This window comes from Clostridium sp. Ade.TY (genome assembly GCF_000498355.1).
Classification (GTDB): Bacteria; Bacillota; Clostridia; order Clostridiales; family Clostridiaceae; genus Clostridium.
The window spans coordinates 1-12,988 of sequence record NZ_AVSV01000013.1 but is presented as its reverse complement, the minus strand read 5'-3'; the positions used below and the strand labels follow the sequence as shown (position 1 = coordinate 12,988).

The window sequence follows — 12,988 nt, the reverse complement described above, 5'->3', positions numbered from 1 at the left end:
TTTATATTAAAAAGAAATTTATTTGTCAATTTTAAGGAGGAATCAGTTATGACTGGAGCAGAATTTATAGTAGGAATGCGTGCAGTAGGTGCAGGACTTGCAGTTATCGCAGCAATAGGTGCAGGAGTTGGTATTGGTAATGCAACAGCTAGCCTTCTAAAGAGCATAGCAAGACAACCAGAAGCAAGTGGTAAACTTATGTCAACATATTTCATTGGTTGTGCCTTAGCAGAAACAACAGCAATATACGGATTACTAGTTTCATTAATTTTATTATTCGTTGGTATTCACTAATTAATACTATGACAAAGAATAGGGTTTTAATAAGCCTGGAAGGGAGGCTTTAGATTTGGAAATTAATATGAATATTAACATACCAGAAATGATAGTAACTGTAGTTAACCTACTAATATTATTTTGGGTTGTTAAACATTTTGCTTTTGATAAAGTAAATAAGATTTTAAAAGAAAGAAAAAGTCGTATAGAAGATACAATAAATAAAGCTGATGAGGATTTAGAAAAAGCTAGAGTTATAAAACTTCAAAATGAAAAAGAAATCGGAACAGCTAGAGAAGAAGGAAAAGAGATTGTTAGTCAATATAAGGCTAAAGCAGATAACGTCTATAAAGAAATAGTAGATGAAGCAAGAAGAGAAGCTAGCTCTATTGTAGAAAAATCTAAAGTAGAAATTAATAGAGAGCGTACAAAAGCTCAATCAGAAATTAAAACTCAAGCTGTTGAATTAGCTGTATTTCTTTCTGAGAAAGCCCTTGGTGAAGCTATAGACGAGAAAAAACATAGAGAACTTATCGATGATTATATAAATAAGGTAGGTATTTAACCATGTACGAATATTTAGATCGTAGATATGCTTTAGCATTATATAAGGTAGCAGAAGAAAAAGGTAAAGTTGAAGAGTATCTAAAAGATTTAAGAGAAATCTGCGATATTATTGATAACAATCAAGAGTTTTACGAAGTTATTAAATACCCTCAAATAAGTACTAAAAAGAAGAAGAAAATATTTATAGACGTATTTAAGGGCAAGATTGATGAAGAGCTATTATCTTTCCTATTAATTCTTGTTGAAAAGGGAAGAATACTTTATTTAAGAGAAAAACTTAACCAAATGGAACAAATTTATTTGGAAAAGAAAAATACAGTAATAGCTGAAGTTAAGAGTGTTATTGATCTTACAGAAGATCAAAAGAAAAGATTAAAAGAAAAATTAGAAAATAAATATAATAAAAAAGTAATTATAGAACATGAAATTGATAAGAGCATAATAGGTGGATTATATGTAAGAGTTGGAAATGATGTTATTGACGGATCAATAAAATCAAAACTTGAAGATATGAGAGCTTTAATGCTTAAGATGGAATAGAGGTGAAACCATGAATATCAAACCAGAAGAGATTACTTCTATAATTAAAAGAGAAATTGAAAAGTATGATAAAGAAATAAAAACAGTAGATTCAGGTACAATTATCCAAATTGGTGATGGTATTGCTAGAGTATATGGTTTAGATGATTGTATGGAAGGTGAATTATTAGAATTCCCAAATGATGTTTATGGTATGGCATTAAACCTTGAGCAAGATAATGTAGGATGCGTTTTACTTGGTTCAGAAGAAGGAATCAAGGAAGGAGATATTGTTAAAAGAACTGGAAAAATTGTTGAAGTTGGAGTTGGATCAGACTTAATAGGAAGAGTTTTAAATGGACTTGGAAACCCTATTGATGCTAAAGGTCCAGTAAAGCCAGAAGCATATAGACCAATAGAAATACATGCTCCTAGTATCTTAGATAGAAGCTCAGTTAATGAGCCATTACAAACAGGAATAAAAGCAATTGATTCTATGATACCAATAGGTAAGGGACAAAGAGAACTTATAATTGGAGACAGACAAATTGGTAAAACTGCAATAACAATAGATACAATTATAAACCAAAAAGGTAAAGATGTTATTTGTATTTATGTTGCAATAGGTCAAAAGCAATCAACAGTAGCTAATATAGTTAATACATTAACAGAATTCGGTGCTATGGATTATACAATAGTTGTAGCAGCTACAGCTTCAGAATCAGCACCACTTCAATACTTAGCTCCTTATGTTGGATGTTCAATTGGTGAGCATTTCATGCATCAAGGAAAAGATGTATTAGTTGTATATGATGACTTATCAAAGCACGCTGTTGCTTATAGAACAATGTCATTACTACTTAAAAGACCACCAGGAAGAGAAGCTTATCCTGGAGATGTTTTCTATATTCATTCAAGATTACTTGAAAGAGCAGCTAAACTTTCAGAAAAAAATGGTGGAGGTTCATTAACTGCACTTCCAATTATAGAAACACTAGCAGGAGACGTAACAGCGTATATTCCAACAAACGTTATATCTATAACAGATGGTCAAATATTCTTAGAATCAGATCTTTTCTATTCAGGACAAAGACCTGCTGTTAACCCAGGTATATCTGTATCTAGAGTTGGTGGTAATGCACAAATAAAAGCTATGAAACAAGTTTCAGGTACATTAAGACTAGAACTTGCACAATATAGAGAATTAGCATCATTTGCTCAATTTGGATCAGATTTAGATCCAGATACTGCAAGAAGACTTGAAAAAGGTAAGAGAATGATTGAAGTTTTAAAACAAAAACAATATTCTCCTATGGCAGTAGAAAAACAAATAATGATTCTTTATGCAGCAGTAAATGATTATTTATCAGATATAAAAGTTGAAGACGTAAGAAAATTTGAAGAAGATTTCTTAGAATACATGGATACTCAACATAGAGAAGTAGGAAAAGAAATTTTAGCTAAAAAAGTCTTAAGTGATGAAATTAAGAAAGAGCTAGAAGAAGCAATTACTGAATTCAAGAAAATATTCTTAAAATAAAGCATAGCTTATTATAAGCTATGCCATCTTTTAGGAGGTGGAGGTATGGCAGGAGCTGGACTTATTGAAATAAAGCGTAGAATTAAGTCAGTAGAAAATACAAAAAAGATAACAAAAGCCATGGGACTTGTTGCCACTTCTAAGTTAAGAAGAGTCAGAATGGAATTAAACAAAAATAACAAATATTTTGAAGCTACTAAAAATATAGCACAAGAAGCTTTTTCATCAGTTGATATTGAAAAAGAAGGTATATATTTTAACGGTGGACATTCAAAAAGAAAGTTATATATTGTTGTAACATCAGATTCAGGATTATGTGGAGGATATAATGTTAGTGTTGCATTAGGGCTTAAGAATCATGTTGGAGATGAAAAGTCAGATAGTTTAGTTATGTGTTTAGGAAAAAAAGGTGTATCTTATATGAAAAGATACGGTTTCCAAACTGTAGCAGAGTATGTTGATATAAAAGAAACAAGTGATATGAAAGAAGTTTCAATGATTTATAAACATGCACTAAGATTATATAATTCAAATGAAGTTGGAGAAATTAATGTTGTATATACAGAATTTACATCTCCAGTTTCTCAAGTTGTAAAGGTAGAAAAATTATTACCTATAGAATTTGATGAAATTGAAGAGGATAGAGGTTTTATGGTAGAGCCTTGTAGTGAATCTTCAATAGAGGCAACTTTTGATTTTTATTTAAAATCTAAATTAGTTAACTGTATTTTAAATGCAAAAACTAGTGAAGAATCTGCAAGAATGACTGCGATGGACGGAGCTACAAAGAATGCAGATGACTTATTAGATTCATTGCACACAAAATACAATAGAATAAGACAAAGTGCTATAACCCAAGAAATAGCAGAAATAGTAGGTGGGGCAGAAGCACAAAAATAGTGAGGAGGTATAATCATATGCCTAATAATATAGGAGAAGTAGTTCAAGTTATTGGACCAGTAGTTGATATAAAATTTAATACTGAGTCACTTCCAAACATATATAATGCTATTGAAATAGAAATGGACGGAAACATATTAGTAACAGAAGTTGAACAACACGTTGGTGATGATATAGTAAGAACAATAGCTATGGAAGCGACAGAGGGATTAAGAAGAGGAATGAAGGCTGTAGATACAGGAAAACCAATTTCTGTACCAGTAGGTCAAGTTGTTTTAGGTAGAATATTTAATGTTTTAGGAAAACCAGTTGATGTAGATTTAGCTGGAAATGTTGAAGCAAAAGAGTTCTATCCAATACATAGACCAGCACCATCATTCGCAGAACAATCAGTTAAACCAGAAATGTTCGAAACAGGTATTAAGGTTGTTGACCTTATAGCTCCTTACCAAAAAGGTGGTAAGATAGGTCTATTCGGAGGTGCTGGAGTTGGTAAAACAGTACTTATCCAAGAACTTATAAATAATATAGCTAAAGAACACGGTGGATTATCAGTATTCACAGGTGTTGGTGAAAGATCAAGAGAAGGTAACGATCTTTACTATGAAATGAAAGATTCAGGAGTTTTAGCAAATACAGCATTAGTATTTGGACAAATGAATGAGCCACCTGGAGCTAGAATGAGAGTTGCTCTTACAGGTCTTACAATGGCAGAATATTTCAGAGATCAAGGTCAAGACGTGTTATTATTCATAGATAATATATTTAGATTCTCACAAGCTGGTTCAGAAGTTTCTGCCTTATTAGGTAGAATACCTTCAGCCGTTGGTTACCAACCAACACTAGCTACTGAAATGGGAGCTCTTCAAGAAAGAATAACATCAACAACTCATGGATCAATTACATCAGTTCAAGCAGTATATGTTCCTGCTGATGACTTAACTGACCCAGCACCAGCAACAACATTTACACACTTAGATGCAACAACAGTTTTATCAAGAAGTGTAGCAGAACGTGGTATATATCCAGCAGTTGACCCATTAGATTCAACTTCAAGAATATTAGATCCAAGAGTAGTTGGAGAAGAGCATTATGAAGTTGCTTCAAAGGTTAAGCATATATTAGAAAGATATAAGGAACTTCAAGATATTATTGCAATACTAGGTGTTGATGAATTATCAGATGAAGATAAAGTTACTGTAAGTAGAGCAAGAAAAGTTCAAAATTTCTTATCTCAACCATTTACAGTTGCAGAACAATTTACTGGAATGAAAGGTAGATATGTTACTGTTCAAGAAACAATAAAAGGTTTCAAAGAAATTATTGAAGGTAAACATGATGAATTACCAGAATCAGCTTTCTTATTTGTTGGAACTATAGAAGAAGCTATAGAAAAAGCAAAAACTTTAGCGTAAGGGGATGATGCAATATGGCAAATACCTTTAAACTGAAGATAATGACACCGGATAAAGTTAAGTTTGAAGAAGATGCTATAAGTCTTTTGACAAATACAAAGGATGGAAAGATTGAAATACTTTCAAATCACGCAGCTATAGTAATTAATACAGTACCATGTATTACAGAAGTTACTAAAGCTAACGGTGAAAAGGTAGAAATTTTCACTTCAACTGGTGTAATTGGATTTAAAAATAATGTTTTAGATTTTTGTTGTGGATCTTGTGAAACTAAGGAAGAAATAGATTCAGGAAGAGCTGAAGAAGCAAAACAAAGAGCCGAAAAACATATGAAAGAAGAGAATTTTGATAGAGAAAGAGCTGAATTAGCTCTAGCTAGAGCTTTAACAAGATTAGAGTTAAAGAAAAGATAGTAAAAGACTTAGGTAATATTACCTAAGTCTTTTTTCATTTATAGCTATTTTATGACAATCTATCACAAAAAAATTTTAAAATTATATATTATAGTATAAGATATTTATATGTATAACACAGGAAAAAAATGACAATAATTATGATGTAAGGAGTTGGGGTCAATGGGAATAAAAAACTTTTTCATCTGTATTATTGTTTTTTCTATTAATTTATCAGGTTTTTCATCTAATGATTATTTAAAAAAATTATCTTTTTATAATTTAGAAAATAGCATAATGAAAGAAACTGAATTTAAAGAAAATGGAGTGAAATTACAATATAATATACAAGCACATAAAGAGGATGAGTTAAATAGAATAATAAAGTTAATGAATAATAAATATTATATTAAAAATATAAAAGATAAATATCATTTTTATTTGGAAGGAACAAATGTTATTGAGATAAAAATTTGGGAGGAAAATAACATTACATTTGTTGAAGGCTTCATAATAAATAAAGATAAGAATATATCAACAAAATATTTAAAAGAAGAGTTAGATGGAATTTTATCAAATAAATCTAACAATAAAAAATATTTTAAATATTATAAGGGGATAATAACAAATGCAGATAAATTGGACATAAACAATTTTGAATTAAAAGAAGAGTCTTTAAAGGTTCAAAATGGTTATGTAGGCAAAGGAATTTTAGAAAATAGAGAAAAATTTAGTTATGCAATTATGAAATATAACACAGAAACACAAATTATAATAGGAACACCAGTTATATTTACAACATACTAATAATTTATTATGGAGGAAAATATGGAAAAAATTATAGTAAAAGGTATGAAAGAACTATCTGGAGAAGTTAATATAAATTCAGCTAAAAATTCTGTATTACCAATAATAGTTTCAACAATATTATCACCAAAAGATATTATAATAAAAAATACACCAATGTTAGAAGATGTTCAAGTTATATTGAACTTACTTAAACAATTAGGAGCAGATATTAATTACTCTAATATAGATAATTCTCTTAAAATAAATACAAGCAGTATAGGAGTTTTTGATTCAACAAATGAATTAGTAAGAAAAATGAGAGCATCATTTTTAATAATGGGTCCTATGCTTTCAAGATTTGGACAATGTAAAATTGCTATGCCAGGTGGATGTAATATAGGAAGTAGACCTATAGATTTACATTTAAAAGGATTTAAAGCATTAGGTGCAGAAATAATAAAGGGTCATGGATTTATAGAAGCTAAAGCTAAAAGACTAATAGGAAATAGAATATATTTGGACTTTCCATCTGTTGGAGCAACAGAAAATATAATTATGGCTGCAGTTTTAGCTAGTGGTACAACTATAATAGAGAATGCAGCAGAGGAACCAGAAATATGGGATTTAGCAAACTTTTTAAATTCAATGGGGGCAAAAATAGATGGTGCAGGTCTTGGTAAAATTACAATAGAAGGTGTAGACTCATTAAATGGATTAGAGTATAAGCCTATTTATGACAGAATAGAGGCTGGAACATTTATGGTTGCAGCTGCTATGACAAATAGTGTAATTAAAGTAAATGATGTAAATGAAGAGCATTTAAGACCATTAATAGAAAAATTAAAAGAGTGTGGAGTTATATTTACAGAAGAAGATGATGGAATTATAGTAGATGGAAGATTTGATAAAAAGACAGTTGATATAAAAACTTTGCCATATCCAGGATTTCCAACAGATATGCAACCTCAAATGATGGCTTTATTATCAGTTTTAAATGGGTCAAGTTTAGTTACAGAAACCGTATTTGAAAATAGATTTATGCATGTTCCTGAGTTAGTAAGAATGGGAGCAAATATAAAAATTGATGGTAGAATTGCAGTTATTGAAGGAGTTAAAAATTTAACTGGATGTGAAGTTAAAGCAACTGATTTAAGAGCTGGTGCAGCTATGATATTAGCAGGGTTAGTTTCAGATGGAACAACTGAAATATCAGATATATATCATATAGACAGAGGATATTTAAATATAGAAGAAAAATTTAGAAAACTTGGGGCTGAAGTTTATAGGATAGAAAAATAGAAGGTTTTAAACCTTCTATTTTTTTTGTCTACTTTACATAAATAAATTTTAAAATGTACTATTTTTATTAAAAAAACATATAAATAAATTGTACACATAAAGAGGAGGGATGGGAAATGAGGGAGAAAGATATAATAGAGAATATTAAAGATATAGGGATAACAACATTATTTATTATGATATTTATACTTATAATTCCATACATACTTATGGGAAGTGGAATAAAAAATTTTACTTCAAATGAAAACTTAAATAATCCAAATAATTCTATTATTAATATAAATATGAAGGGTGAAGAAAATGTTAAAGTATTTAGGCATAATACTAATAAAGTTGAAACTATTCCTGTAGAAGAATATATATTAGGAGTTGTTTCAAGTGAAATGCCAGCTAGCTTTGAATTAGAAGCATTAAAGGCACAAGCTGTAGCGGCAAGAACTTTTTATTATAGTAAAAGGCTTAATAATTGCAAAGAAGCCAAAGGGGGAGAGATATGTGACTCTGTTCATTGTCAAGTATATATGAGTAAGGATGAAAGGCTTGATAAATGGAGTGATAAAGAACGTAAAAGTAATTATGAAAAAATAAAAAAGGCTGTAGATGAAACGGAGGGAATGGTATTAACTTATAAAGGAGAACTTGTTTTATATCCTCAATTTTTCTCAACAAGTTCAGGGAAAACTGAAAACGCAGAGGATGTATTTTCATCAGAAGTACCATATTTAAAGTCTGTTTTTAGTAAAGGGGAAGAAATTTCTAATTCGTATGAATCAGAAAAAATAATAAATAATAATGATTTTATAAATATAATAAATACAAGTTATAACAAAGCGGGGCTTACAATTAAAAATATGAAGAATAAAGTTAAAATAAAATCAAGAACAGAAGGTGGTGCTGTAAATGAAATAATAGTTGGAAATACTACTATAAAAGGAACTGAGTTTAGAAAAATATTTGATTTAAAATCTGCAAACTTTACTTTAGAATTTGCAAAGGATAATGTGAAAATATATTGCAAAGGTAATGGTCATGGGGTTGGTATGAGCCAGTGGGGTGCTAATATAATGGCAAAAAATGATAAAAAATATGATTATATATTGAAGCATTATTATACTGATATTGAAATTGGAAAAGTAAAATTTAAATAAAATCATAAATATTAAAGAGTGATATTTGATTAAAAATCAAATATCACTCTTTTTTTATAATAAATTTCGGAAATATGTATTATTTTTCATAATATGGACAAAATACGAAAAGGAGGTGTTTATTATGAACAAAAAATCAAATGGATTAAAAGAAAAATTTAAAAATGTAAAAAACTTTTTTAAGAAAGAAGGATTTTATGTAGCTTTATTTGTTGGATTATGCGTAGTTACTATAGGTGGAGCAATCGCTATAAAGAGTGCAACAAATAATAAAGAGGAGCAATCAAAAACTCCATCAGATCAAGAAATAACACTAAATGTTGAAGAAAAGACACAAGAAAAAGTTGATAGTGTTATGGAAAACTCAGAAAGAGTTGATAATTCACAAAAGAATAAAGAAGAAACTAAACAAATAACTAAGGCTGTAGGAAATACTAGCAAAATGAATTTTTCTAAGCCAGTAGAAGGAACTCTATTACAAGGACATAATGAGCCATATTTATTTAAAGATGGAAAAATGGTAAAAGAGGGAGAAAAGGGAGATTCAAGTTATAGCTATGGTGGAATATCAGTAAAAGCAAAACTTGGAACTTCTGTAAAAGCAGCTGAAGATGGAGTTGTAGATGAAATTGTTGAAAATGATGTTACTTATGGTGTTACAGTTGTTGTTAAACATTCAAATGGAATTAAAACATCTTATGCAAATTTAGATAAAGCATTAAAGGTTAAAAAGGGTGATAAAGTTACTAAAGGACAAGAAATTGGAAAAATTGGTAACACATCAAGCACTTTAAAAATGTGTGTTAAAGAAGACTTTTTACATTTAAAAGTATTATCAAGTAAAAACAATAAATACACAGAAGTGGATCCATTAAAATACTTTAATTATAAAAAATAATTAAGTAAAAAATATATTAATCAGCCATAAAAATGGCTGATTAATATAAAGATAAGGAGGTATTACTCTTGAAGGATTATATTCAAGAAAGAGTTTTAGAGGTAGCTCAATATATAATAGATTCAAAATCAACTATAAGGAAAACTGCTAAAGTTTTTGGGGTAAGTAAGAGTACTATTCATAAGGATATGACAGAAAGACTTCCAAAAATAAATCCTGTAATTGCAGAAAAAACACATAATATTTTAGAACTTAATAAGGCAGAACGTCATATAAGAGGTGGAAAAGCTACCAGAATGAAATATAAATCTGCTGAGTAAAAGTGCGCTAAAGTTTTCAAATACAATAACTTAGTTGAATTAAATCCACATTCAATATATAATTTACTGTATACTTATATAAAAAAATGTAAAAATTTCTAATATAAATGTAATTTGGGAGTGGATTTTGTAATGTGGTTTTGGAAAACAGGAAGTGAATTAGGGGTAGATTTAGGTACAGCTACTGTGTTAGTGTATGTAAAAGGAAAAGGAATAGTATTAAAAGAACCTTCAGTTGTAGCAATTAATAGGAATAATGGAAAGGTTTTAGCTGTTGGAGAAGAAGCTAGAAAAATGATAGGAAGAACTCCAGGAAACATTGTAGCAGTTAGGCCTTTAAAAGATGGTGTTATATCAGACTATGATATGACAGAAAAAATGTTAAGAGAATTAATTAGAAAAGCTTGTGGAAGTAAAAAAATAATGGCACCTAAAGTGATGATATGCATACCATCACAAGCATCGGAAGTCGAAAAGAGAGCTGTTATGGATGCAGCTAGAAATACTGGTGCAAAAAATGTACATCTTATAGAAGAGCCTCTTGCAGCAGCAATAGGAGCAGGACTTGATATAACTAAACCAGATGGTTATATGATAGTAGATATAGGTGGAGGAACTTGTGATGTTGCTGTAATATCATTAGGTGGAGTGGTAGTTAGAACATCTATAAAGGTAGCAGGAGATAAATTTGACGAAGCTATTATAAAATATGTAAGAAATAAATATAAAATAATGATTGGTGAGAAAACAGCAGAACAAATCAAAATTGAAATAGGCACAGCTTTTGATAATTCTGTAGAGGAGAAAACATCAGTTAAAGGAAGAAACTTAGTTACTGGATTACCAGATGAAATTGTATTAAATTCAACTGAAATAAGAGAAGCTTTAAAAGATACAGTTAATTTAATAGTAGAGTCTGTTAAGTCAGTTCTTGAGAAGACACCACCTGAAATATCAGCAGATATAATGGAAAAAGGAATTTTAATGACTGGTGGTGGTTCATTACTTAAAGGATTAGATAAACTGATTGAAGTAGAAACTGGTGTTGCGGCTAGAGTTGCAGATAATTCAGTTGAAGCTGTTGCAGAAGGTACAGGTTCTGTTTTAGGATATATTGATAAATTAGATAAATCTATAAATGGTGAAGAAATAGTATTAATAGAGTAACATTATAAATGCCCCTTGAGTTTAAAAAGGGGCATTTATAATGTCTTTTTTAATTGTTTATTAAAATTGTTATATTCATAATAAGCATGTATAATACCTTTTGAAATTACTTTTGCAATATCAAAAACAAATGATAATCTTATTGATCTTTTATAAAATAAGTCTGCATGTTCATTGGAATCTATAATTCCAACTATAGACTTTTGCCCAACATCAGGTAATGATTTTCCAACGCCTTTGCCAGGTCTAATAGCAAAATTTCTAATATGAATTTCACCTATAGAAGTTTCATCGCCAAGACAGGCATCAATACCTATTATATAAGCTTTGGGATGGGTAGATAATATGCTTTTTAGCTTTTTATCTATATTTAGAGCATGGATTGGAGAATCAATTGAGCCATATACAGGAATAGGAAACATGCTTTCTTTTAATATCGTTCCAACTAAAGGGCCAAGGCAATCACCTATACATTTATCAGTTCCTATGCAAACTATAACTAAATTTTCTGAAAAGCATTCAGTTATAGTTTGAGCTATTGTATAGTAAGCTAATGGATCATTATAGTGCACCTTTTTTTCCATTTTATACACCTCCTTTTAAATGTATATGAAGTGGATAGATAGAATAGAAGAGTGTGAATAAAAAAAACTGAAGTGGACAGTATTTATATATAGGAGGTGGATATAATATGAAGAAGTTAGTTATTACAATTTTGCTAGCTATAATAACATCATTAACTATTTACTTTGTTGCTTTTTGGAATCCAAGCAACAGTAATATTGCAAAAGAAAATATTAAAGTTAAAAATGTTCAAGAAAAAAAGGATAAAAACATAGAGAACGATAAAAATAATATAAGTAACAAAAATAATAATATTGATGAAAAAATAGAAGAAAGTAAAAAAGGAAAAGATTCTGAAGTTATTGAAGAAAATACAGATGATAGTATTGATATTAAAGATAATTATAATAATGTAGATTTTAATGAAAATGTGAAAAATAATAATAAAAATAATGATAAAGAAAATTCAATGCAAGCAAATTCAAAAATATTTAATATAAATAAAAATGAAATATTTGAAAGCTTAAGTTTAAAAGATAAAACTAAATTATTTTCAGTTGCTAAAAAAATATCAACTGTTGATGGTGAAAAAATAAAAAAAAGTATAGAAAATGAAAATGAGGTTGAAGGAATTAGTGAAGCATTTAGAATAATTAAACTAAGACTTACAGAAAATGATTACAAACAAGTAAAAGAGATACTTTCACCATATATAAATATAGAACTTTTAGAGGAATTAGTGTAATATATATATAAATATGAGTTTTATAGTAAAATAAAGAAAAAAAGAGAGAAATAAAGTTATATAAAAATAATTATATTAAATGATATAATTATCAATTTGAAATAAATATGAGTTAACTATATACTAACTATTGTCGGTTGGGCAAACAAGCCGAGCGACATAAAACTTAAAAAGATGGTGGAGTTCCCGAGTGGCCAAAGGGGGCAGACTGTAAATCTGTTGTCAGTTGACTTCGAAGGTTCGAATCCTTCCTCCACCACCATTTGTGGGCGCATAGCTCAGCTGGGAGAGCACCTGCCTTACAAGCAGGGGGTCACAGGTTCGAACCCTGTTGTGCCCACCACAAATTTTAAAAGTTAAAAATAAATACGCTGATGTGGCTCAATTGGCAGAGCAGCTGACTTGTAATCAGCAGGTTATCGGTTCAAGTCCGATCATCAGCTCCAAAT

15 protein-coding genes and 3 tRNA genes are annotated in these 12,988 nt (G+C 29.5%); 17 read left to right on the top strand and 1 reads right to left on the bottom strand.

Translation table 11 applies throughout. From position 1 onward, the window contains the following. Positions 1-48 precede the first annotated feature (48 nt). The 13 genes from atpE (at position 49) to mreB (ending at position 11,230) form a co-directional block, all read left to right on the top strand. Positions 49-294, top strand: coding sequence for an ATP synthase F0 subunit C (gene atpE / locus O212_RS0104495; protein WP_024613949.1), 246 nt, complete (start codon positions 49-51; stop codon positions 292-294). 55 nt (positions 295-349) lie between these two features. Then, the gene (locus O212_RS0104490; protein WP_242829556.1) at positions 350-841 is read left to right on the top strand and encodes a F0F1 ATP synthase subunit B; all 492 of its coding nucleotides are present in this window, start codon (positions 350-352) and stop codon (positions 839-841) included. Positions 842-843: 2 nt separating this feature from the next. After that, positions 844-1,383 (top strand): F0F1 ATP synthase subunit delta, encoded by a 540-nt coding sequence (locus O212_RS0104485; RefSeq protein ID WP_024613947.1) that lies wholly within the window; start codon positions 844-846, stop codon positions 1,381-1,383. Positions 1,384-1,393: 10 nt separating this feature from the next. Continuing rightward, entirely contained in the window at positions 1,394-2,902 is a 1,509-nt protein-coding gene (atpA, locus tag O212_RS0104480) for a F0F1 ATP synthase subunit alpha (RefSeq protein WP_024613946.1), read from the top strand. 45 nt (positions 2,903-2,947) lie between these two features. Further along, positions 2,948-3,802: an ATP synthase F1 subunit gamma gene (gene atpG / locus O212_RS0104475; RefSeq protein WP_024613945.1), complete on the top strand. Its 855-nt coding sequence runs from the start codon at positions 2,948-2,950 to the stop codon at positions 3,800-3,802. A 17-nt stretch (positions 3,803-3,819) separates the two neighbouring features. Beyond that, the gene (gene atpD / locus O212_RS0104470) at positions 3,820-5,217 is read left to right on the top strand and encodes a F0F1 ATP synthase subunit beta (RefSeq protein WP_024613944.1); all 1,398 of its coding nucleotides are present in this window, start codon (positions 3,820-3,822) and stop codon (positions 5,215-5,217) included. A 14-nt stretch (positions 5,218-5,231) separates the two neighbouring features. Continuing rightward, positions 5,232-5,630 (top strand): ATP synthase delta/epsilon chain alpha-helix domain-containing protein, encoded by a 399-nt coding sequence (locus tag O212_RS0104465; protein WP_024613943.1) that lies wholly within the window; start codon positions 5,232-5,234, stop codon positions 5,628-5,630. A gap of 162 nt (positions 5,631-5,792) precedes the next feature. Next, positions 5,793-6,416 (top strand): hypothetical protein, encoded by a 624-nt coding sequence (locus O212_RS0104460; protein ID WP_024613942.1) that lies wholly within the window; start codon positions 5,793-5,795, stop codon positions 6,414-6,416. 21 nt (positions 6,417-6,437) lie between these two features. Then, a complete protein-coding gene (gene murA, locus O212_RS0104455) occupies positions 6,438-7,697 on the top strand; it encodes a UDP-N-acetylglucosamine 1-carboxyvinyltransferase (RefSeq protein ID WP_024613941.1) in 1,260 nt (419 codons plus the stop codon). 116 nt (positions 7,698-7,813) lie between these two features. Beyond that, positions 7,814-8,845 (top strand): stage II sporulation protein D, encoded by a 1,032-nt coding sequence (gene spoIID / locus O212_RS0104450; protein ID WP_024613940.1) that lies wholly within the window; start codon positions 7,814-7,816, stop codon positions 8,843-8,845. A 124-nt stretch (positions 8,846-8,969) separates the two neighbouring features. Continuing rightward, positions 8,970-9,743: a M23 family metallopeptidase gene (locus tag O212_RS0104445; protein WP_024613939.1), complete on the top strand. Its 774-nt coding sequence runs from the start codon at positions 8,970-8,972 to the stop codon at positions 9,741-9,743. Between the two features lie 68 nt (positions 9,744-9,811). Continuing rightward, a complete protein-coding gene (gene spoIIID, locus O212_RS0104440; protein WP_024613938.1) occupies positions 9,812-10,063 on the top strand; it encodes a sporulation transcriptional regulator SpoIIID in 252 nt (83 codons plus the stop codon). Between the two features lie 132 nt (positions 10,064-10,195). Then, positions 10,196-11,230: a rod shape-determining protein MreB gene (mreB, locus tag O212_RS0104435; RefSeq protein ID WP_024613937.1), complete on the top strand. Its 1,035-nt coding sequence runs from the start codon at positions 10,196-10,198 to the stop codon at positions 11,228-11,230. 35 nt (positions 11,231-11,265) lie between these two features. Here the strand turns inward: mreB and yyaC are convergent, their stop codons facing one another. After that, a complete protein-coding gene (gene yyaC / locus O212_RS0104430; RefSeq protein ID WP_024613936.1) occupies positions 11,266-11,814 on the bottom strand; it encodes a spore protease YyaC in 549 nt (182 codons plus the stop codon). Positions 11,815-11,921: 107 nt separating this feature from the next. Between yyaC and O212_RS0104425 the strand changes: the two genes are divergently transcribed. The 4 genes from O212_RS0104425 to O212_RS0104410 all read left to right on the top strand — a co-directional run bounded on the left by O212_RS0104425 (position 11,922) and on the right by O212_RS0104410 (position 12,985). Beyond that, on the top strand, positions 11,922-12,539 hold the full coding sequence (locus tag O212_RS0104425; protein ID WP_024613935.1) for a hypothetical protein: 618 nt from the start codon (positions 11,922-11,924) through the stop codon (positions 12,537-12,539). Between the two features lie 176 nt (positions 12,540-12,715). Next, a tRNA-Tyr gene (locus O212_RS0104420) sits at positions 12,716-12,801 on the top strand. Between the two features lie 5 nt (positions 12,802-12,806). Next, positions 12,807-12,882: transfer RNA gene (locus O212_RS0104415), tRNA-Val, on the top strand. 27 nt (positions 12,883-12,909) lie between these two features. Then, a tRNA-Thr gene (locus O212_RS0104410) sits at positions 12,910-12,985 on the top strand. The last annotated feature ends 3 nt before the right edge of the window (positions 12,986-12,988 follow it).